The 21,717-nt window shown below is 72.9% G+C and carries 14 protein-coding genes; 11 read left to right on the forward strand and 3 right to left on the reverse strand.

The window, feature by feature from the left end; all coding sequences use genetic code 11:
• Nucleotides 1–183 precede the first annotated feature (183 nt).
• The 8 genes from ACZ7GX_RS12830 (at nt 184) to ACZ7GX_RS12865 (ending at nt 8,520) form a co-directional block, all read left to right on the forward strand.
• Nucleotides 184–1,218, forward strand: coding sequence for a LysR family transcriptional regulator (locus ACZ7GX_RS12830; RefSeq protein ID WP_498775981.1), 1,035 nt, complete (start codon nt 184–186; stop codon nt 1,216–1,218).
• 223 nt (nt 1,219–1,441) lie between these two features.
• Nucleotides 1,442–2,368 carry a 3-oxoacyl-[acyl-carrier-protein] synthase III C-terminal domain-containing protein gene (locus tag ACZ7GX_RS12835; RefSeq protein WP_498775983.1) on the forward strand — a complete coding sequence of 309 codons (927 nt, stop codon included), beginning with the start codon at nt 1,442–1,444 and terminating at the stop codon, nt 2,366–2,368.
• Nucleotide 2,369: 1 nt separating this feature from the next.
• Nucleotides 2,370–3,728 (forward strand): preATP grasp domain-containing protein, encoded by a 1,359-nt coding sequence (locus ACZ7GX_RS12840; RefSeq protein WP_498775987.1) that lies wholly within the window; start codon nt 2,370–2,372, stop codon nt 3,726–3,728.
• Nucleotides 3,725–5,026: a type III PLP-dependent enzyme gene (locus ACZ7GX_RS12845; RefSeq protein WP_498775989.1), complete on the forward strand. Its 1,302-nt coding sequence runs from the start codon at nt 3,725–3,727 to the stop codon at nt 5,024–5,026. Before ACZ7GX_RS12840 ends, ACZ7GX_RS12845 begins: the two co-directional genes overlap by 4 nt.
• Complete coding sequence (locus ACZ7GX_RS12850; protein ID WP_498775991.1) at nt 5,023–5,295, forward strand: acyl carrier protein; 273 nt, start codon at nt 5,023–5,025, stop codon at nt 5,293–5,295. The genes ACZ7GX_RS12845 and ACZ7GX_RS12850 overlap by 4 nt, the downstream gene beginning before the upstream one ends.
• 2 nt (nt 5,296–5,297) lie before the next feature.
• Nucleotides 5,298–6,128: a hypothetical protein gene (locus ACZ7GX_RS12855; protein WP_498775993.1), complete on the forward strand. Its 831-nt coding sequence runs from the start codon at nt 5,298–5,300 to the stop codon at nt 6,126–6,128.
• Complete coding sequence (locus tag ACZ7GX_RS12860) at nt 6,125–7,336, forward strand: hypothetical protein (protein ID WP_498775995.1); 1,212 nt, start codon at nt 6,125–6,127, stop codon at nt 7,334–7,336. Before ACZ7GX_RS12855 ends, ACZ7GX_RS12860 begins: the two co-directional genes overlap by 4 nt.
• Entirely contained in the window at nt 7,333–8,520 is a 1,188-nt protein-coding gene (locus tag ACZ7GX_RS12865; protein WP_498775997.1) for an acyl-CoA dehydrogenase family protein, read from the forward strand. The genes ACZ7GX_RS12860 and ACZ7GX_RS12865 overlap by 4 nt, the downstream gene beginning before the upstream one ends.
• On the opposite strand, the gene ACZ7GX_RS12870 is transcribed toward ACZ7GX_RS12865, so the two are convergent.
• From ACZ7GX_RS12870 to ACZ7GX_RS12880, 3 genes are all read right to left on the reverse strand, one after another.
• The gene (locus ACZ7GX_RS12870) at nt 8,462–9,001 is read right to left on the reverse strand and encodes a P-loop NTPase family protein (protein ID WP_498776000.1); all 540 of its coding nucleotides are present in this window, start codon (nt 8,999–9,001) and stop codon (nt 8,462–8,464) included. The genes ACZ7GX_RS12865 and ACZ7GX_RS12870 overlap by 59 nt on opposite strands.
• 37 nt (nt 9,002–9,038) lie before the next feature.
• On the reverse strand, nt 9,039–11,324 hold the full coding sequence (locus ACZ7GX_RS12875; RefSeq protein WP_498776002.1) for an RCC1 domain-containing protein: 2,286 nt from the start codon (nt 11,322–11,324) through the stop codon (nt 9,039–9,041).
• 179 nt (nt 11,325–11,503) lie between these two features.
• Entirely contained in the window at nt 11,504–13,096 is a 1,593-nt protein-coding gene (locus ACZ7GX_RS12880) for a tryptophan halogenase family protein (RefSeq protein ID WP_498776004.1), read from the reverse strand.
• A 261-nt stretch (nt 13,097–13,357) separates the two neighbouring features.
• Between ACZ7GX_RS12880 and sbnB the strand changes: the two genes are divergently transcribed.
• The 3 genes from sbnB to ACZ7GX_RS12895 form a co-directional block, all read left to right on the forward strand.
• Nucleotides 13,358–14,380, forward strand: a complete 1,023-nt coding sequence (gene sbnB, locus ACZ7GX_RS12885; protein ID WP_498776006.1) for a 2,3-diaminopropionate biosynthesis protein SbnB — start codon at nt 13,358–13,360, stop codon at nt 14,378–14,380.
• 36 nt (nt 14,381–14,416) lie between these two features.
• A complete protein-coding gene (gene sbnA, locus ACZ7GX_RS12890; protein ID WP_498776008.1) occupies nt 14,417–15,400 on the forward strand; it encodes a 2,3-diaminopropionate biosynthesis protein SbnA in 984 nt (327 codons plus the stop codon).
• Nucleotides 15,397–21,717: amino acid adenylation domain-containing protein (locus ACZ7GX_RS12895; protein ID WP_498776010.1), on the forward strand; the 6,321-nt coding region annotated here is incomplete at its 3' end. The genes sbnA and ACZ7GX_RS12895, both read left to right, overlap by 4 nt.

A 21,717-nucleotide genomic window follows, 5' to 3' on the forward strand; every position in this document is an offset into this window, starting at 1 on the left:
ACGCTTTCCATAATTTCTGTTGAGAACTCAACGAATAGTGGGCTGTTGCGTGAACTCCTCCGCTCGGGATGGCCCGTGGGGTAGGTTGGAACGGCCGCCCGGCACGAACGAGGTGGGTCCGGGAAATCCCCGAACCCGCCGGAGTTGGTGGACCCCGAGTAACGACGCGAAGGGGTTGGATGCATGCACTTGGAGATACGTCATGCCAGGGTGGTCACCACCCTTGCCGAGGCCGGCAGCATCTCGAAGGCCGCGGCGAAGCTGTCCCTGCCCCAACCGAGCCTCACCGCCCAATTGAGACGGATCGAGAAGGCGGTTGGCGGCGATCTGTTCGTGCGTTCGGCCTTCGGGATTACTCCGACGCCCCTGGGGGAGCGTTTAATCCCGATGCTGGCCGATCTCGCCACCCGGGCCGACGCGGTGGTCGCGGAGGCGTCCTCGCTGTCGTCCGGAATTCTCCGCATCGGCAACGCCGAATGGACCCCGGTGACGCTGCGGCGGGCGTTGCAGTCGTCGCTGCCGTCGGTCGAGGTGCAGACGGTGACGCTGGACCCGGCCCTGGGGGTGGACGCGGTCAGCCGGGGCGAGCTCACCGCGGCGCTCGTGCCCAGCCCAGAGGCGGTGGACGGGGTGCGGGACCTGGATCCCGCGCTGGCCAAGGAGATCATCGTGCGCGAGCCGATCTGGCTGGCGCTGCCGCGCGACCACGCGCTCGCGCGCAGGACTACGGTGAGCCGAAGGCACATGCTGTCGTTGAGCTGGGTGCACCACGTGCCGGGGCACTGGTTCCACGTCGTCGAGGAGCACCTGTTCCGCAAGCTCGACCACCCCACGCCGGAGGTCATGCACTACGCGGGCGGGCACGCCGAGGCGATGAGCTGGGTGCGTGACGCGGGGGCGGCGGCGCTGGCCACGCCGACCGGGTCCACGTCGGACGTGAGCCTGGTGGCGATGACGGAGCCGTTGCGCAGCAGGCTGCTGCTCGTGTGGCGGCCCGGCTCGATCCACCCGAACACGTTGCGGCAGCTGATCGACGCGTTGCGCCGGTACTACTGCGACTACGCCCGCACGATCCCGCGCTACTGGAACTGGATGACCGAGCGGCCGACCGACTTCCCGGAACTGGCCGCGTTCCTGCCCCGCCCGACCCGCTGGTGGCCGCGCGACTCGACCGGCGACCACCACCCGTCCCCACCCTCCCGCACCGCCGCCACCTGACCCCGCGTGTCCCGCACCCGCAACGCGCGTGTCCTACGTTCCCGCACGCCGAGTTGAACGCTCAGAACGGCCGCGTGTGCTGAGCGTTCAACTCGGGTGCTCCGGACGTAGGACACGCGCGTTCTGAACGTTCGACACGCGGTCAGCGGAGTGTCAGCACGGTGTCAGTGGGCCTTGCGAACCTTGAGCCGGCAACGGACCAGGGCGAGCGAGGAGGACGCACATGACGGCGTTGGTGGCGGTCTCGAGTCACCTGCCGGAGACGGTGGCCGTCGCGGACCTCAAGGAGCCGCTCGGCCTCGACGACCAGCAGGTGCGCCGGTTCACCCGCCTCTACGGCCTCGACCGGATCTGCAAGTCGGACCTTTCCGAGGCGCAACTGCTGATCGCGGCGGCCGAGAAGCTGGACGGGCTGCGCGGCCAGGAGGACCGGGTCCGCTACCTCATCCGCGCCAAGGGCATGCGCACCACCGCGCCCTACCCGGTCAGCCCGGTGCACGAGGTCCGCGAGGCGTTGAACCTGCGGCACGCGCAGACCCTCTCGGTCGCCGACCACGGCTGCGCCACCGGCCTGCTCGCCATGGACGTCGCCGGCACGCTGCTCGCCGCCGACGGCGACCCCGACGCGCTGGCGCTGATCCTGGCCGGCGACAAGACGTTCACCCCGTTCACCCAGTGGGTCCGCGACACGTCGATCATGGGCGAGGGCATGGCCGCGATCCTGGTGGCCGCCGACGGCGACCGCGACCACGTGCGCGGCTACGCCAGCCGCATCCACGGCCGCGACGACGGCGTGATCGACCTGACCCCGGAGATCGCCAAGGACGCCCGTCGCATCTACCAGGACGCGCTGGCCGAGGTCGTCGGCGCGGCCACCGAGGAGGCGGGCATCGGCGTCGCCGACATCGACCTGGTGCTGCCCCACAACGTCAACCGCGTGTCGTGGACGGTCGCGGCGAAGAACCTCGGCCTGCCCAACGACCGGTTCTTCCTGGACAACCTCGGCGCCACCGGGCACTGCTTCTGCGCCGACCCGTTCATCAACTACCAGACGGTGACGGAGCTCGGCCTGCTCAAGCCCGGCGACAAGTACCTGATGACGGCCGCCGGCCTCGGTCAGACCTTCGCCGCGATGGTCCTGGAGCACTGACATGGACGAACCGGACTTCACCCGCAGGCTCAAGACGGCGCTGCTCGGCACGCCGGACGCCTCGCTCGCGTTCCTCGGCAACTTCGAGGTCGAACAGCGGTGGGCGCTCGGCGAGCACACGTTGCCCCGGCTGTCGGCCGAGAGCGGCGCGGCCGTGGTCAACCACATGGACGAGTTCGCGCTCCTGCTGGCCGGCGGCGACGACCACGTCGTGCTCAAGGCCGCCCCCGACCCCGTCTACCTCGCCTACCTGACCGAGCTGGGCATCGACCTGCCCACCGTGCACGTCGTCGCGGACTCCGACCCCCGCCGCACGGTCACCGCCGACGCCCTCGCCGACCCCGCCACCGTCGAGGCGTTGACCGGCCTGGCCCGGGGTGGCGTCCGGCTGACCGCGCACGGCGTGTCCGACCTCGAAGCCGAGCTGGCCGAGCGCACCGGCATGGCGTTGGCCGCGCCGGAGGCCGTCACGTGCAAAGCGGTCAACAGCAAGGTCTACAGCCGGCGTGCGGCCGACGAGCTGGGCCTGCGCCAACCCGCCGGGTGGGCCTGCGAGACCGTGGACGAGCTGCGCGAGGCGTTCGGGCGGGCTCGCGAGCTGGTCGCGGACGGCCGCAAGGTCGTGGTGAAGGAGGCGCTGGGCGTCTCCGGCAAGGGCATCGCGGTGCTGGAGAGCGAACGCCGCATGGACCGCCTGCTCGGGATGGTCGCCAAGCAGGTGGAGAAGACCGGCCGGCCGCGGCTGGGGTTCGTGGTCGAGGAGTGGGTCGCCAAGCGCGCCGACCTCAACTACCAGTTCACCGTGGCCCGCGGCGGCGACGTGCGGTTCGACTTCGTCAAGGAGCTGCACACCGAAGGCGGTGTCCACAAAGGACACCGGATGCCCGCGCGGCTGGCCGCGGGCCAGGTCGCCGAGCTCACCGAGACCGCGCACCGGCTGGGCAAGAAGCTCGCCGCGGACGGCTACTTCGGCGTGGTCGGCGTGGACGCCATGGTCGACCCCGACGACGGCCTCTACCCCGTCGTCGAGATCAACGCCCGCCACAACATGTCCACCTACCAGGCACGCGTGCAGGAGCGGTTCGTCGGCCCCGGGCAGCTCGCGCTGGCGCGGCACTACCCCGTGCGGCTGCGCCGCAGGCTCCCGTTCGCCGAGGTCCGCGAGCTGCTGCGCGGCCTGCTGCTCGACCGGGCCGGCGGCACCGGCCTGCTGGTCAACAACTTCGCCACGGTCAACGCGGGTCACCGCGCCGACTCGGCGTTCGACGGGCGGCTCTACGGCCTGCTCGTCGCGTCGTCGGACGAGGAGCTGCGACGCGTGGACGACGACATCACCGCCCGATTGGAGGCGCGACCGTGAGCGCTGAGTTCGAGGTGCAGGGCATCGGCATCACCGAGATCGCCGAGCGGTACGGCACACCGCTGTACCTGTACGACGGCGAGGAGCTGGAGTCCCGGGTCGACGGGCTGAAGGAGCTGCTGCACCCGCGGCTGGAGTTCTTCTTCTCCCTCAAGTCGAACCCCAACATCGGCGTGCTGTCCGTGCTGCACTCCCGGGGCGCGCGGGCCGAGGTGTCGTCGATGGCCGAGCTGGTCACCGCGCGCCGCGCCGGCGTCGACCCGGCCGACATCATCTTCCTCGGACCGGGCAAGAGCGCCGACGAGCTGGCCGCCTGCCTGGACGAGGGCGTCTACGCGATCGTGTGCGAGTCGTTCGGCGAGCTGGCGCTGATCGAGGAGTTCGCCGCCCTGCGCGGGGTGCGCGCACCGGTCGCGCTGCGGGTCAACCCCAGCTTCTCGGTCAAGGGCTCCGGCCTGACCATGGGCGGCAAGCCGCGCCAGTTCGGCATCGACGAGTCGCAGCTGTTCGCCTCCGACGACCTCGTGGCACGGCACCCGAACGTCCGCTTCATGGGCGTGCAGGTCTACATGGGCACCCGCATCCTGTCCGAGGAGGCGGTCGCCGAGAACACCGAGCGGATCTTCGAGCTGGCCGACCGGCTGGCCGGGCACCTCGGCATGCCGCTGGAGCTGGTCGACATCGGCGGCGGCCTCGGCGTGGCCTACTTCGACGGCGAGCGCGACCTCGACCTCGGCCTGCTCGCCGCCCGCGTCAACCCCGTCGTCGACGCGTTCGCCGACCGGCACCCCGGCACGCGGCTGGTGATGGAGCTGGGCCGCTACCTCACCGCCACGTCCGGCACGTACGTCGTGCGCGTCAGATACGTGAAGGAGTCGATGGGGGAGAAGTTCGCGGTCGCCGACGGCGGCACGAACCACCACATGGCGGCGGTGGGCATCGGGTCGTTCGTCAAGCGGAACTTCCCCATGCGGGTGCTCAACCGGGTCGACGAGCCCGCCACCGAGAGCTGGCACGTCACCGGACCGCTGTGCACGCCCAACGACACCCTCGGCAAGAAGGTCGAGCTGCCGCCCGTGCGGCCCGGCGACCTCGTCGGCGTGCTGCGCTCCGGCGCGTACGGCCCGACCGCCTCGCCGGTGCTGTTCCTCAGCCACGGCTACCCGGCGGAAGTGCTCGTCCACGGCGGGCGCGCGCACCTGGTGCGCACCCGTGACGAGACCGAGGACCTCCTGCGCCACCAACACCTCCCCGACCTCGCCGCCGCCACGGCTCTCACCGAAGGAACCGCATCATGAGCGAATCCACCACCGTCGCCACCCACGAGCGGATCGTCGGCGCCATCACCGCCGTCCTGGCCCAGGTGCTGGACTACGAGCTGCCGGAGCTGACCGAGCAGTCCCGGCTGTTCGACGAGCTCGGCCTCGACTCGACCGGCGTCTTCGAGCTGCTGATGCAGCTGGAGGAGGCGCTGGAGGTCGAGTTCGACACCGACAACCTCGAGATGGCGCACTTCGAGACGGTCCGGTCGCTGGCCGACTTCGTCGCCGCGGAAATGGACCGCTAGCCGTGTACCGGACCTCCGCGCCGACGTTGACGCGGTCGTCGGGCGTGCGGGCGCTGGGGCTCTCGCGGGTCGTGCGGACCCGCGTCGCCCCCGACCGCTCGCTGGACGACGAGTTCTCGTTGCGCCACTTCACCGACCTCACGTCCCTCTACGGGGTCGCCGTGCGGCCGGACGTGCTCGCCTCGCCGGGCACGACGTTCACCGCGCTGACCCGGTCGCTGCACGCCGGGCTGGAGCCGTTGGGACCGGTGGAGCTGGCGATCGTCGCCCACGCCACGCCGGACCTCGACTGCCGGCTGGCCGCGGCGACGTACCTGGCCGAGGCGGTGCCCGGCGCGCCGTTGTCGTTCTCGGTGTCCGACGTGGGCCGGTGCGCGCCGTTCGCGGCGCTGCGGATCGCGTCGGACTACGCGGCGCGGCACGGTTTCTCGCGGGTGCTGGTGGTGATCGCCGACCAGGCGACGTTGCCCTACGACGTGGGCGCGCACGACCGGCCCGCGGGTGACGCCGGGGTGGCGTTGCTGCTGGAGCCCGGCGGTGCGCCGTTGTCGCTGGTGCACACGCCCGGGGTCGCGGTCGCCGACCTGCCGGACGCCCTGGCCGCCGGGCTGGCGTCGGTGGTGGGTCCGGACGAGCGGGTGGCCGTGGTCGCGGGCGCCGGGATCGACCCGGAGCTGGTGCGGCGCGGCGGGACGGTGCGGTCCGCGGCGGCCGGGTACCCGTGCACGTCGTTGTGGGAGGGGTTGGCCGGTTCGCTCGGCCGGGTGGTGCTCGTCGAGCACGACCCGGTGACCGGTGACCTGGGTCTGGCCGCGGTGGGGGAGGTCCGGTGACGACGTCCGTGCGGTGGGGCGCCGCTGTGCTGTCGCGCTGCCACCTGGTGGCGCGGGAGGAGGGGCTGGCGCCCGCGTTGACGGTGCTGGGTTCGCTCGTGGCGCCGGGTTCGCTGCCGTGCGGCCCGGGTGGGCACGCGGTCGTGTCGCAGGAGGTCGCGGCGTCGGCGGACCGGGTGTGGGCGGACGGTGTCCTGGTGGACCGGGTTGGACTGGACGAGTCCACTGTGGATACGATCGACCTGCCAGGCGGGGCGGTGGTGCTGCTGCGGATGGCGGGTACACGATCGGGTGAAGATGGCCCGAAAATGTACGGAAACGGTGTTCTCGATCCTCGGTTGAGAGCAGCGGACCCCGAGACCGACCCCGGCACGTCCGACCCCGGCACGTCAGACCAGCGAGCCGCCTGGGCGCTGGGCCTGGTGTGGCTGAGGCTGGGGCTGTCGGAGGCGTTGCGCGAGACGTGCATGCGCTACCTGAACGGGAGGCGCACCGGCAACACCACGCTGCTCCAGCAGCAGATGGTGAAGTCGACCGTCGCCGACGGGCTGATCGAGCACCTGGAGGTGCGCGCGGTCCTGACGGGCGTGGACGCGGGCGAGCTGCCCGGCGTGATCCTGGCCCACCTGCACGCCAGGATCACCGCGGCGGACCGGTGGCTGGTGAACCTGCTCGGCGCGAGCGGGTACCTGGTCGGCGGCCCGGGTCAGGTGGCGCACCTGTCGGAGCTGCTGGCGGAGGCCTACGTGCCCGCCCCGACCACCGACCCCGCATCGGACTCGCACGACCACACCCCGTCGGCCGCGCGCACCACGCCCAGGCCCACACCGGCCCCGGCCGCGCGCGCCACGCACGACGACGCGTCGGCCGCGCGCACGGCGAACGCCGCCCCCGCCTCGCGTGCCGCAGACGGCTCGACCGGTGCCCGCGACGGTGTCGTGGCCGGTTCGGTTGATGCGGGAACCGGCGCGGTTGGCGCGGGTGGCCCGGTCGGTGGCGCCGATGGTGTCGCGGACGGGTTGGCCGGTGCGGGATCTGCGGCCCATGGGATCGACGGCTCGATCGGCGCCGGCAACGGCGTTCCGGCCGGTTTCGGCGGTGCGGGATCCGTTGGCGCGGGTGGGGCGGGTGGCGCGCCGGCGGGTGCGGGCGGTGCCCGTGGCATCGGCGGCGTCGGTGGCGTGCGGTCCGTGGGTGTCGAGTCGTGAGCGCGTTGGACGCGCGGCTCGTTGCGTTGCGCGACCAGGTGCGCGAGTGGGGGGCGGACTTCCGCCGCCTCGGGCTCGCGTTGGACCGCGATCCGGAGCTCATCCGCGCCCACTTCGACCTCCCGGCGGTCCGCTACCTGTCGACCATGGGCATCCCGCCGGAGTACGGGAACGTCCCCATCCCCATCGCGGGCAACCGGTTCTACGGCACGCTCGCCCTCGAACGCGCGATCATCATGGAGGAGCTGGCCTGCGCGGACGTCGGCATGCTGGTCGCCTCGCCCGGCCCGCTGCTGGCCGGCGTGCTGGTCGACCTGCTCGCCGACGCCGAGCAGAAGGAGTGGTTCTACGGCCGGATGCTCGCCGAGCCGCTGTGGACGTTCTTCGCGCTCACCGAGCCGGACCGCGGGTCCGACGCGGGCGGGTTGACGTCGACGTTGACCCCGGTCGACGGGGGTGGCGTGCTCTCCGGCGAGAAGCGGTACGTCGGCAACGCCTGCCGGGCGCAGCTCGGGGTCGTGTTCGCGCGCGTCGGCTCCGGCCCGCTCGGCATCAACGCGGTCCTGGTGGAGACGCCGACGCCCGGGTTCTCGGCGACCGCGCTGGAGACCATCGGCCTGCGCGGCGCGCGGATCAGCGCGATCACGCTGGACGACGTGCACGTGCCCGCGTCCCGCTTCGTCGGACGGCACCTCTCGCCGTCACGGCGCGGCATGTGGGCGTTCGTGCAGACGTTCAACCTGCTCCGGCCGGGCGTGGCGGCGATCGCGCTCGGCATCGCGCGGGCGGCGCACGAGTACGTGGCCGAGCACCGCACGACGCTGCGCCGCGACGAGCGCGACCGGCTCGACGAGCTGGGCCGCCGGATCACGGCGGCCCGCGCGCTCGTGCACCTGGCCGCCCGCGCGGTCGACGCCCGGACGTCCGACGGCTACCTCGCGTCGGCGGCCAAGGCCCGCGCGTCGCAGCTCGCGCTCGACGCCACCCGCGCGGCCTGCGAGTTCTTCGGCGTCGGCGCGCGCTTCGACCACCCGCAGCTGGACAAGCTGGTCCGCGACGCGCGCGGCCTGGAGTTCATCGAGGGCACGTCGAACATGCAGAAGCTGAACCTGTTCCAGGGCCTGTTCACCGGGAAGCTGGACCGGGACGACCCGTTCCGGGTGGGCGTCGGCTCACCGCGCTGAACCCGGCCAGCCACCGCGCCACCCCGGCCGCGGACCGCAGCCGGACCCACGGCACCCCGGCCCGCGCCAACCGGCCGGGGTACTCGGCGAGGTGCCGGCGGCGGGCCCGCACCGCCCAGACGAGCACCGAGTTCCGGCCGACCAGGAAACCCGGCCGTTCCCGGTTGCCGTTCCACAGCACGGTCCGGCGCACGATCCGGGCCGTGCTGCGGCGCACCAACCGCGGCAAGGCGACCCACAGCGGCAGGTCCAACCACACGATCAGGTCGGCGAGGTTGCCGTCGACCACCCAGGCGGGCCCCGCGGTGGCCGCCGCCAGCCGCTCCCGGAACTCGTCGTCCGGCGGCGTCGTCCAGTCCGGGCCGTGCTGGATCGCGTCCAGCTCGACGTGCGGGGCGTCGACCACGCGGGCCACCTCGCGCGCCAACGTCGACTTGCCCGCCCCGCTCACGCCGAGCACCACGATCCGCCGCACGGTCATGCCCCCAGCCTCCCAGGGAACGGCCGGCGACGGGTGCTCAGCCCGCCGGCACCAGGGCGAGCAGCCCGTACGCGTACCCGGAGATCCGGGTGACGCCGATCCCGCTCACCCGGTCCACCCGCAGCGGCACGTTCGACGTGCGCGGTTCGACCCGACCCAGCTGGTAGTTCAGGTTGTCGCCCCACGCCCACAGCGAGCCGTCCGAGGTGAGCGCGTAGCCGTTGTGCGCCTCGCCCAGCGCGATGGCCACCGCGCCGGTCAGCCCGGACACCGCCACCGGCGAGCGGACGTGCTCGGTGCTCGTCGAGCCGTTGCCGATCTGCCCGTGCGCGTTGCTGCCCCACGCGAAGACGGTCCCGTCGGCCTTGAGGGCGTAGCGGTTGTCGACGCCACCCTTGACCTCCACGACGTCGGTCAGCCCCGGCACCTGGACGGCCACCGGGCTCGGCGCGGTGTCCGTCGAGCCGTTGCCCAGCAGGCCGAAGTGGTTGGTGCCCCACGCCCACGCCGTGCCGTCCGCCTTGAGCGCGAAGCCCTCGTCGGCCACGGCGACCGCGTCGGTCATGCCGACGACCCGCACCGGCACGTTGGACTGGCACGTGCCCGGCACGGCCTTGTCGCACAGCACGCCGTGACCCAGCCTGCCCCAGGTGTTGTCGCCCCACGACCACACGGTGCCGTCGGACTTGACGGCGTAGCCGTTGTTGTAGCCGGAGGCGATGGCGACCACGCCCGTCAGCCCCGCGACCCGGACCGGCGTGGTCAGGTAGTCCACCTCGTGGTCGACGCCGTCACCGAGCTGGCCGTAGGCGGTGCGCCCCCACGACCACACGGTGCCGTCCGACCCCAGCGCCAGGCCGTTGCCGCGACCGGCCGCGATCGCGGTGATCCCGGACAGCCCGCTCATCCGCTGGGGCCGATCCGCGAGCAGGCCCGGCACCGCCTCGCTGTGACCCCACACCCACACGGTGCCGTCCGCGCGCAGCGCCATGTTCTCCGAGGCGCCGCCCGCGACGGCGACGACGTCGCCGAAGCCGGGGATCGCACCCGGCAGGGAGCGGTAGCCGCTCGTGCCGTCGCCGAACTGGCCGTTCACGCCCGCGCCCCACACGAACACGCAGCCGGCGTTGCCCACGCAGGTGTCCGTGAAGTACCCGGTGACGTCACCGAGCAGGTGGACGGCGCCGGACTCGCCCCGGTTCACCATGCCGAGCCGCTGCCAGGTGTCGAGCTCGCCGAACACCTGCGTCGTCGCGGTCCGCGCGGCGTCCGCGTAGAGGGTGCGCGTCGTGGCGCCGCCCACGTTCTGGGACATGCTGATCCGCGCCGTGCCGGTGCCCTGGGTGGCGGTCAGGTTGAACACCACGCCGGTGACCGGCAGCGTCGCGATCACCTCCGACGAGAGGTACCGGCCCGCGGCCAGCGCTCCGGCGGCGCCGTCCCGCACGCCTTGGCCGGTGGTCGTGTCGAACAGGCGGCGCGGCGTGACCGGGACGAACTCCCCGGCGGCGTCGGCGCCGTAGTAGCCCACGAGCTGGCCGATCACGCGGATCGTGCCCGCCTCGTTGAACAAGTCGATCCTGCGGTCCGCGCCGACCGCCACGACGGCCAGGTTGGACACGGTGCGCCGGGCCGCCACGGTCACGACCGACGTGCCCGGCCGCGCGGAGCCCGCCCGCCACGCGGTGACCGAGGTCGGCGCGGTCGCCTGCCCGGCGGTGAGGGCGACGGCCACCGCGGTCACGCCCGCCGGCACGCGGGACGAGACGTCGACGGTCCTCGTGGCCGCCGCGCCGACCGCGATGTCGAACAGCTCCGCCGACGCCGTGGGGCGGTACTTGGCGCCGCCGCCGGTGGCGTAGTAGCCGGTCAGGTCGGCGACGAGGTCCAGGGCGCCCGCGTCGGCGCGCAGGTCGACCCTGCGGTCGGGCCCCACCTGGACGGTGACCGAGCCGGCCTTGCTCTCCCCGGCGTGCAGGCTCACGGCCGCGGCGCCCGGACGGGCCGAGCCGGTCTGGTGGGCGGTGACGGTGGTCGCCGCGGCGGCGGCGAACCCGGTCACGTTGAGCAGGGCGGCGGTCGCCGTGGCCGGCACCCGGTCGGACAGGTCCACCGTCACGGTCCCGCCCGCGCCGACCCGACCGGCCGGCGCCCCGACGCCCGCGCGGGTGTCGAGCACCCGGACCGGCGCGACGGCGGTGTACCTCGACAACGCGGGCGCGGAGGCCGCGGCCGGCTCCGCCACCGCGCCGGTGGGCAGGGCGACCACGTGCGCCGCCGACGCCAGCAGGACGGCGAGCACCGCGAGAACCGGTCTGATCACGACTTCCCCCCGAAGAACCACGATGGTCGGCAGAGCGTAGGAACCCGGGTCGAGCACGCACAAGTCGGCTGACAGGTGGTGATGTGGGCCGAACGGTGCGTTCGCGCGGGCGCGCACGGCGACGAGCCCACCGGGTCGGGGGACCGGTGGGCTCGTCTTTTCCCGGGGGGTGGGAAGTCCTACTTGCCGTGCAGCTGCTTGAGGTACTCGTACGTGGTGGGCAGCGTGCTCATCAGTTCCTTCTGCGTCTGCTTGATCTGCGCGAACACCGCCTCGGCCGAGTCGAGCACGTCGGGCCGCGCGGCCAGCGCGGGCAGCGTGTGGTCGGGCAGGTACTCGAGCCCGGCGAAGATGCAGTAGTAGTTGGAGTTGTTCCAGAAGTTGCGGAACTCCGCCTCGAAGTTGGCGTAGTAGGTCGACTCGTCGGTGATCGGCATGTTGACCGCGAGACCGGCCTTGTACATGCGGACCTTCTCCTTGAAGTCGTCCGCCAGCTCCAAGTCCTTGCACGCCTGCCAGAACGGCGTGTCGTTGCGGGGCGCGAAGCTGAAGTGGCCCTGCACGAAGTCGCGGGAGTCGTCGAACATCGTCTCGATCTCCGCGTTGAAGCGGTCCTGCAGGATCGAGTCGAAGTCCTTGTCCGGGAAGTGCTTCGCCAGCTGGAACAGCGCCGCGTAGATGAAGTAGATGCCGGTCGACTCCAGCGGTTCCAGGAAGCACGACGCCAGGCCGATCGAGACCACGTTCTTGACCCACGCCCGGCGGTTGCGGCCGACGCGGAACTTGACCTGGTTCAGCGGGGTGTTCTCCGGGTCGAGTCCCCACATGTTGCAGAACTCGAGCGTCGCCTCGTCACGCGACTGGAACCGGCTGGAGAACACGTAGCCGCTGCCGAAGCGGCCCAGCATCGGGATCTTCCACGTCCAGCCGGACGACATCGCGATGGCGCCGGTGTAGGGCTCGACACCGTCGACGGCGTCGTCGTGCGGGATCTGGGCGGCGACCGCGCTGTCGTTGAGCAGGTGGTCGCTCATGTCCAGGAACGGCTCCTTCATCGCCTGGTTGATGAGCAGGCCGCGGAAGCCGGAGCAGTCGATGAACAGGTCGCCCTCGAGGGTGCGCCCGCCCTCGGTCTTGAGCGCCGAGACGTGGCCGCGCTGGTCGATGACCGCCTCGACCATCTTGTCCTGGACGTGGATCGCGCCCTGCTTGGTGGTCGCGAAGCGGCGCAGGAAGTCGGCGACCAGGTTCGCGTCGAAGTGCCACGCGTAGTTGGTCCACTTGGTGCCGTCCATGAACCTCGGCGAGAGGTTCTGGTCCATGATCGGCGGCTCGCGGTAGCAGGCGTAGTCGAACGGCTCGTCGGTCTGGCCGGTGAGCTTCTTGTGCGCCCAGTAGTGCGACAGCGGCTGGTTCTCGTGGTTCGGCAGCAGGCCGAACAGGTGGTAGTAGTGGTCGCTCGTGCCCTGGTACGGGCGACCGTTCGCCTCACCGACGCCCGGCGTGCGCCAGTTGGTGAACTTGATGCCCATCTTGAAGCTGGCGTTGCACTCGCGCATCCAGTCCTCCTCGGCGATGCCGAGGAAGTCGAAGAACGTCTTGTGCAGGTTCGGCACCGTGGCCTCGCCGACGCCGATCTTCGGGATGGCGGGCGCTTCGAGCACGGTGATGGTCACGGCCGGCCCGAGGGCCTTGCCGAGGTACGACGCGGCCATCCAGCCCGCGGTGCCGCCACCGAGCACCACGACCTTCTTGATCCTACGATCTGCCATCGAGGTTTGTCCTCCCGTCATGATCACGACAAAGGCCGCGGAACCGACGTTCGCCGCAGTGCTGCCGGTGTTCGAAGGGCGAGTGCCCGAGATATCCGGGTCGGGACCAGCCTGAACCCGAATGGCTATGGATTTTCTATACCCGACGCCGTCAGTGACGTGTCAGCGGGTTGTCAGCCGTGTTCGCGAGTATGTGGTCGTGACCGCTGCCCGGACGGGTCGGCGCTGCTCATCAGGCCTGGACGAGAAAGGGACGGTAACGTGGCACCTGCCTTCGCGGTGATTTCCGGCGCTCAAGTGGACGAGGTATTGCGAGGGCGCGAGAAGCACGTTGTCGAACTCATCGAGGCGGCTTACCGGTGGCACGGCGAAGGTGACACGGTCAATCCACCGTCCTATTTCCTGCGGTTCCCCGAAGACCCCTCGTCGCGGATCATCGCACTGCCCGCGTCCATCGGCGGCGACGTCGGCGTGCACGGCGTGAAGTGGATCTCCAGCTTCCCCGCGAACGTCGCCGCGGGCCTGCCGCGCGCGTCCGCGGTGCTGATCCTCAACGACCGCGAGACCGGCTACCCGATCGCGTGCCTGGAGAGCTCCATCGTCAGCGCGGTGCGCACCGCCGCGTCCGCCGCGCTGGCCGCGGACCGGCTCAGCCGGCACCGGAGCAGGCCCACCAGGGTCGGGTTCGTCGGCACCGGCCTGATCGCCCGCTACATCCACACCTACCTGACCGCCACCGGGTGGAGCTTCGACGAGGTCGGCGTGCACGACCTGAGCGCCGACTCCGCGAACGGCTTCCGCGAGTACGCCGAGGGCGCGGGCGACGGCGCCGTCGAGGTCCACGACAGCGCGGAGAGCGTGATCCGGTCGAGCGACCTGGTCGTGTTCGCCACCGTCGCGGGCACGCCGCACGTCACCGACCCGACGTGGTTCGACCACAACCCGCTGGTGCTGCACGTGTCGCTGCGCGACCTGTCGCCGGAGGTGATCCTCGCGTCCACCAACGTGGTGGACGACGTGGAGCACTGCCTGAAGGCGAACACCTCGCCGCACCTGGCCGAGCAGCTCACCGGCAACCGCGACTTCCTGTCCGGCACGTTGCACGACGTCATGACCGGCGCGGTGACGCCACCGGCGGACCGGCCGCTGGTGTTCTCCCCGTTCGGCCTGGGCGTGCTGGACCTGGCGGTCGGCAAGCACGTCTACGACGAGGTGTCGCGGGCGGGCGCGCTGGCCGTGGTCCCGGACTTCTTCTTCGACCTCGACCGCTACGGCAAGCGCTGAGCCGCCTGACCGTGCACTTCGCCTAGGAGTCGGCGCATGCCAGTGATATCGACGCCCCAGGAGTTCAACGTGGACGACCTCTACGTGGACCTCCGGCGGCTCTCGGGCCACCCGCTGTACCTCAAGTGCGAGGGGTTCAACTTCGCCGGGTCCATCAAGCTCAAGGCCGCCAACGAGATGGTGTCCGCCGCCGTGCGCGCCGGCACCCTGCGCGAGGGCGCCACGCTGGTGGAGAGTTCGTCGGGCAACCTCGGGGTGGCGCTGGCGCTGGTGGCGGCGAGCCGCGGCTACCGGTTCCTGTGCGTCACCGACGCGCGCTGCAACCTCGCCACCAGACAGCTGATGGAGGCGTTGGGCGCGCGGGTGCACGTCATCACCGAGCCCGACCCGCAGGACGGCTACCTCGGCGCCCGCATCCGCTACGTCAAGCAGGTGTGCGAGGACGAGGGCTACGTGTGGCTCAACCAGTACGCCAACCCGGCGAACTGGATGGCGCACTACCAGAGCACCGGCCCGGAGATCCTGAAGAGCTTCCCCGAGGTCGACGTGGTGTTCATCGGCGCGGGCAGCACCGGCACGCTGATGGGCTGCGCGCGGTACTTCAAGGAGAACAAGCCGTCGGTGCGGGTCGTCGCGGTCGACTCGGTCGGCTCGGTCACCTTCGGCACGCCCGCGCAGCCGCGGATGCTGCCGGGCCTGGGCACCAGCGTCCGCCCGCCGCTGCTGGACGAGTCCTTCGTGGACGAGGTGCTGCACGTGGCGGAACGGGACACGGTGCGCGCCTGCCGGACGTTGCTGCGGCACGGCTTCCTGTTCGGCGGCTCGACCGGCACGGTGCTCTCCGGCGCCGCCGACTGGCTCACCCGCAACCGGCCCGACGGCGACGTGACCGCGGTGGCGATCGCGCCCGACCTCGGCGACCGCTACCTGGACACCGTCTACCGGGACCAGTGGATCAGCGACATCTACGGCGCGGACCTGCTCGCCGAGGACGCCATGCTTGCGAGGAGACTGCCATGACCCACCGGCTTCCCCTGTCCGCCGGTCAGCTCGACATCTGGTTCGACGAGAAGCTCTCCGGCGGCACGTCGGCGTACAACACCGCGGGCTACCTGGACATCCGCGGACCGCTGGACATCGAGGTGTTCCGCGCGGCCGTGGCGCGGCTGGTGTTCGAGTCGGAGTGCATGCGGGCGCGGTTCACCGAGGTCGACGGCGAGCCGGGCCAGGTGGTCGAGCCCCTGCCGGACCCCGGTCTGCGGGTGCTGGACCTGCGCGGCGAGGCCGACCCGGAACGCGCCGGCCGCGACTGGGTGCGGGCCGACCTGGACGTGCCGTTCGCGCTCGGCGACTTCCCGCTGTTCCGCCTGGCGCTGCTGCGCGTCGGCGACGAGCGGGCGTTCTTCTCCCTGTGCATCCACCACTTCCTGTGCGACGGCTACACGCAGGTGGTGTTCTGGCGCAGGCTCGGCGAGCTGTACGAGGCCCTGCTGGCGGGCGCGTCGGTCGACGACGGCCGGTTGCCGCCGTTGGCCGAGCTGATCGCGGCGGAGGCGGCCTACGGCGGGTCCGGTCAGGCCGAGCGGGACCGCAGGTTCTGGGACCGGCGGTTCACCGACGCTCCCGAGCTGGTCAGCCTGTCGCACCGGGACGGCCCGCGGGCGCAGGGCTTCGTGCGCCGCAGCGCCGTGGTGCCCGAGTCGACCGCGCGCCTGGTCCGCGAGGTCGCCGCCGGGGCCAAGGTGACGTGGCCGACCGTGGTGACCGCCGCGATGGCGGCCTACACCCAGCGGATGACCGGCGTCCGCGACGTGCTGCTGACGTTGCCGGTGACCGCCAGGGTGGGCGCCCGGATGCGCGCCATCCCCGGCATGGTGGCCAACACCGTGCCGCTGCGGCTGGCCGTCGGCCCGGGGACGTCCCGCGCCGGGCTGCTGGCCGACACCTCGCGCGAGGTCACGAGGGTGCTGCGCCACCAGCGGCACCGGGTCAGCCGCATCCGCGGCGCGATGGGCCTGCGCAGCGACGACCGCAGGCCGTTCGGCCCGCTGGTCAACATCCTGCCGCAGGAGACCGAGCTGAAGCTCGGACCGTGCGCGATGACGGTCAACAACCTGTCCACCGGGCTGGTGGACGACTTCGAGGCCACGGTCGTGGAGGCGCCGGGCGGCGGCCTCGAACTGCACCTGAGCGGCAACGCGGGCCTGTACGAGGACGCCGAGGTGGCGGGCCACGTCACCCGCTTCGCCGCGTACCTGGAGGAGTTCGTGCGGGCGGCGCCGGACGCCGCGCTGAGCCGGGTGGACTTCGCCGGGGCCGACGCCGTCGTCGGCCCGGTGCGCGAGGACGACTACACCGGCGTCGTGGAACGCGTGCGCGCCGTCGCCGCGGCCCGGCCCGACGCGGTCGCGGTGGTGGACAGGGCCGGACCGGTGACCTACGGCGAGCTCGTCGCGCGCGCCAACGCCCTGTCGCGCGAGCTGGACGCCGGGCTGACCGCCGTGCTCGCCGAGCCCGGCGCCGGTTTCGTCACGGCGGTGCTGGCCGCCCTCGGCGCGGGCGGCGCCTACGTGCCGCTGGACGTGCGCGCGCCGGTCGCCCGGATCGCGGGCCTGCTGGCCGACAGCGGCGCCACGCACCTGGTCGTGGACCCGGCGCACCGCGCGCTCGCGGACGAACTCGCCGGCAGCGCGCGCGTGGTCGTGCTGGACGACGCCGAGGACCACGAGCTGTCACCGTTGTCCGACTCGGCCGACGACCTCGCGTACGTGATCTTCACGTCGGGGTCGACGGGCCGGCCGAAGGGCGCGATGGTGCACCGGGGCGGCCTCGTCAACCACCTGCTGGCCAAGGTCGAGGACCTCGGGCTCACCGCCGCCGACACCGTCGTGCAGAACGCGCCGGTGACCTTCGACGTGTCCGTCTGGCAGATGCTCGCGCCGCTGGTCGTGGGCGGACGGGTGCTCGTCGTGGGCGCGGCGGAGGCCGCCGACCCTGACACCCTGTTCGGCCTCGCCGCGACCGGGGGCGTGACCGTGCTGGAGGTCGTGCCGTCGCTGCTGCGCGCCGCGCTCGACGCCTGGGACGCCGCCGGCCACGCCGTGCCGCTGCCCGGCCTGCGGCACCTGGTCGTCACGGGCGAGGTGCTGCCCGCCGACCTGTGCGCGCGCTGGTTCGACCGCTACCCGGGGCTGCCGCTGGTCAACGCCTACGGGCCGACCGAGTGCTCGGACGACGTCACGCACGCGCTGATCACCGGACCGGTCGACGGCGCCCGCGCGCCGATCGGCCACGCGGTGCGCAACACCCGGCTCTACGTGCTGGGCGACGACCTGCGACCGATGCCGCAGGGCGTGCCCGGCGAGCTGTACGTGGCGGGCGCCGGCGTCGGCCACGGCTACCTCGGCGATCCCGGGCGCACCGCGACGACGTTCCTGCCCGACCCGTTCGGCGGGCCGGGCGACCGCATGTACCGCACCGGCGACCGCGTGCTGCGGCACGCCGACGGGCAGCTGGAGTTCCTGGAGCGGCGGGACTTCCAGGTCAAGATCCGCGGTCACCGCATCGAGCTCGGCGAGGTCGAGGCCGCCGTCCGCGCGGTGCCGGGCGTCGGTGACGCCGCGGTCGCCGTCGTCACCGACCCGGCCGGGCACAAGCGGCTCGTCGGCTACGTCGTGGGCGAGGCGGCCGGGGTCCGCGAGCAGGTGGCACGGCTGCTGCCCGAGTACATGGTGCCGTCGACGTTCGTGGTGCTGGACGCGCTGCCGCTGACCCCGCACGGCAAGGTGGACCGCAAGGCGCTGCCCGCCGTGGACTTCGGCACGCCCGTGACGACGCGCGCGGCCCGCACCCGCGAGGAGGAGATCCTCTGCGGTGTGCTCGCCGAGGTGCTCGGCGTGGCCTCGGTCGGCGCGGACGACAGCTTCTTCGCCCTCGGCGGCGACAGCATCAGCTCCATCCAGGTGGTCAGCCGCGCCCGCGCGGCGGGCCTGGTCGTCACCTCGGCGGACGTGTTCCGACTGCGGACACCGGCCGCCATCGCGGCGGTCGCCAAGCCCGTCTCCGCCGTCGCCGTGGTCGCGGACGACGGTGTCGGCGAGGTCGAGCCGCCCCCGATCGCCCACCAGTTGCGCGAGGTCCCCACCGGGCTGACCCGTGACTACAGCCAGCACGTGGCGGTGTCCGTGCCCGCCGGGCTGGACGTCGACCGGCTCACCGCCGCCGTGCAGGTGCTGCTGGACCACCACGACGCGCTGCGGCTGCGGCTCGCCGAGCCGGTCGAGGGGCTGTGGGCGCTGGAGGTGCAGCCCCGCGGCGCGGTCCGCGCGGCCGACGTGGTCAGCGCCGGCGGCACGCTCGACGCGGCACGCGAGCGCTTGGCGCCCAAGGACGGCGTGGTCGTCCGGTTCGTGCTGAACGACGGCGAGCTGCTCGTGGTGGCCCACCACCTGGCCGTGGACGGCGTGTCGTGGCGGATCCTGCTGCCCGACCTGCGCGCGGCCGTCGAGGGGCGGCCCCTGCCACCCGTCGGCACGTCCTACCGCCGCTGGACCCGGCTGCTGTCGGAGCAGGCGCGCACCGCCGCCCGCACCGCCGAGCTGCCGCTGTGGACGGGGCAGCTGCGCGGCGGCGACCCGCTGCTGGGCGCGCGCCCGCTCGACCCCGCCGTGGACGTCGAGCACACCGCCGGCCACCACCGGTTCGAGGTGGCCGACGCGGCGGCGTTGACGACCACGGTGCCCGCCGCGTTCCACGCCGAGGCCAACGAGGTGCTGCTGGCCGCGCTCGCGGTCGCGGTGGCACGGCGGCGCGGCGGCGGGTCGGTGCTGGTCGAGCTGGAGGGCCACGGGCGCGAGCAGGCCGCCGAGGACGTGGACCTGGCGCGCACGGTCGGCTGGTTCTCCAGCGTGTTCCCCGTGCGCCTCGACGTCGGCGACACCTCGGACGTGCCGGGGGTGGTGAAGCGGGTCAAGGAGGCGTTGCGCGCCCTGCCCGACCACGGCCTCGGCTTCGGGCTGCTGCGCCACCTCAACCCCCAGACGCAGGGCGCGCTGGCCCGGTTCGCCCCGCCGCAGATCGGCTTCAACTACCTCGGGCGCTTCGGCGTGGACCGGGGGGAGTGGTCCTTGCGCGGCGACGTCGGCCTGCACGCGCACCGGGACGTGCCGCTGCGGTACGCGCTGGAGGTCGCCGCGGTCACCGAGGACCGGCCGACCGGCCCGGTGCTCGTGTCCGACTGGCAGTACGCGGGCGCGCTGCTGTCCGAAGAGGACGTCCGGGGCATCGCCGAGACGTTCACCGCGGTCCTGGGCGCGCTGGTGGAGCACGCGGAACGGCACGCGGACCGGGCCGGTGGCCGCACGCCGTCGGACTTCCCGCTGGTGTCGCTGACCCAGCGCGAGATCGAGGACGTCGAGCGGGCGGTCGGCCCGCTGGACGACGTGCTGCCGCTGTCGCCGTCGCAGAAGGGCCTGCTGTTCCAGGCCGACTACGACCGCGACGGCGTGGACGCCTACACGTTGCAGGTGACCGTGGACGTGGCCGGTCCGCTCGACCCGGCCCGGCTGCGCGCCGCCGCACGGGCGCTCCTGGCGCGGCACCCGCTGCTGCGTGCCGCCTTCCGGCACCGGGAGTCCGGTGACGCCGTGCTCGTCGTGCCCTCGGCGGTCGAGCCGTCGTGGGACGAGGTCGACCTGAGCGGGATGGACCCGGCGGACCGGGACGGCGAGCTGGCCCGGCTCACCGACGCCGACTGGCTGCGCCGCTTCGACCTGACGGCGCCGCCGCTGGTGCGGTTCACCGTGGTGCGGCTGACCGGCGAGTCGTTCCGCGTCGTCTGGACCGTGCACCACTCCCTGGTGGACGGCTGGTCCAACCCGATCTTCGCGCGGGAGCTGTTCACCCTGTACGCCAACGGGGTCGACACCTCCGCGCTGCCGCCGGTGCCACCCCACGCCGACTACCTGCGGTGGCTGGCCGACCGGGACGTCGAGGCGGCGCGCGACGCGTGGCGCTCGGCGTTGGCCGGGCTGACGGAGGCGACCCGCCTCGCGCCGGTCGACCCGGACCGCACGCCCGCGGTGCCCGACGAGCTGCTGGTGGACCTGCCCGAGTCCCTGACGGCCCGCCTGACCGACTGGGCGCGGGCCAACGACCTCACCCTCAGCACGGTCGTGCAGGGCTGCTGGGCGGTGCTGCTGGGCGCCCTGACCGGGAGCCGGGACGTCGTGTTCGGCGCGGTGCGGTCCGGCCGGCCCGCCGAGCTGCCGGGCGTCGAGACGATGATCGGCCCGTTCCTCGGCACGCTGCCGGTGCGGGTGGCGCTCGACCCCGCGCACACGCTCGCGCGGCTGCTGGCGGACCTCGGCGCCGGGCAGTTCGACCTGGAGCCGCACCAGCACCTCGGCCTGGCCGAGGTGCAGCAGCAGGCCGGCATCGGCGAGCTGTTCGACACCGTGGTCAGCTACCACAACTACCCGATGGCCGACGCCCGCGAGCTGGGCGGCCTGGCGCCGGACCTGGACGTGCTCGGCGGCGAGGCGCGCGTGGTGGCCGAGTACCCGTTCGCGCTGGGCGTGTACCCCGGCGAGCGGATGCGGCTGCACGCCCAGTACCGGGGTCGCCTGTTCACCCGCGAGGACGTGCGGCTGCTGGTCGACCGGTTCGTGCGGTTGCTGGAGACCGCGGTCGACGCGCCGGACACGCCGGTGGGCCGGGTCGACGTGCTGGCGGCGGGTGAGCGGGAGCTGCTGCTGGGCGAGTGGAGCGGGCGGATCGCGCCGATCCCGGACGTGACCGCGCCGCAGCTGTTCGCCGACCGGGTCGCGCAGGCGCCGGACGCGCTCGCCGCCGTGTTCCGCGACGAGGAGCTGACCTACGCCGGGCTGGACGCCCGCGCGAACCGGCTGGCCCGGCTGCTGGCCGCCCGGGGCGCGGGCCCGGAGGGCGTGGTCGCCTTCGCCCTGCCGCGCTCGCTGGAGGCGGCGGTGGTGGTGCTCGCCGTGCTGAAGTCCGGCGCGGCGTTCCTGCCGATCGACGCCAAGCTGCCGCTGGACCGGATCGCGTACATGGTGGACGACGCCCGGCCGATCGCTCTGGTGTCCACTGTGGACACCGCCGGCGGGATGGCCGGGCTCGACGTGCCGCTGGTGCTCCTGGACGACCCCGCGGTGCTCGCCGAGCTGGACGGCCTGCCCGCCACCGGGGGGGGGGGGGGCGGCGGCCCCCCCCCCCCACCCCCCCCCCCCCCCCCCCCGGGGGAGGCGGGTGTCCCCTTGTTTTGGCGTCTCCTGTGTTCTTTTCTGGTTTTTTTCTGGTTGTGTTATCGACCCCCCCCA

It is taken from the genome of Actinosynnema sp. NPDC037264 (assembly GCF_055603705.1).

Excerpts from the sequence above, each read along its gene's own strand:
- ACZ7GX_RS12830 (WP_498775981.1), top strand. The coding sequence starts at position 184 with ATGCACTTGGAGATACGTCATGCCAGGGTGGTCACCACCCTTGCCGAG.
- ACZ7GX_RS12835 (WP_498775983.1), top strand. The coding sequence starts at position 1,442 with ATGACGGCGTTGGTGGCGGTCTCGAGTCACCTGCCGGAGACGGTGGCC.
- ACZ7GX_RS12840 (WP_498775987.1), top strand. The coding sequence starts at position 2,370 with ATGGACGAACCGGACTTCACCCGCAGGCTCAAGACGGCGCTGCTCGGC.
- ACZ7GX_RS12850 (WP_498775991.1), top strand. The coding sequence starts at position 5,023 with ATGAGCGAATCCACCACCGTCGCCACCCACGAGCGGATCGTCGGCGCC.
- ACZ7GX_RS12870 (WP_498776000.1), bottom strand. The coding sequence starts at position 9,001 with ATGACCGTGCGGCGGATCGTGGTGCTCGGCGTGAGCGGGGCGGGCAAG.
- ACZ7GX_RS12880 (WP_498776004.1), bottom strand. The coding sequence starts at position 13,096 with ATGGCAGATCGTAGGATCAAGAAGGTCGTGGTGCTCGGTGGCGGCACC.
- sbnA (WP_498776008.1), top strand. The coding sequence starts at position 14,417 with ATGCCAGTGATATCGACGCCCCAGGAGTTCAACGTGGACGACCTCTAC.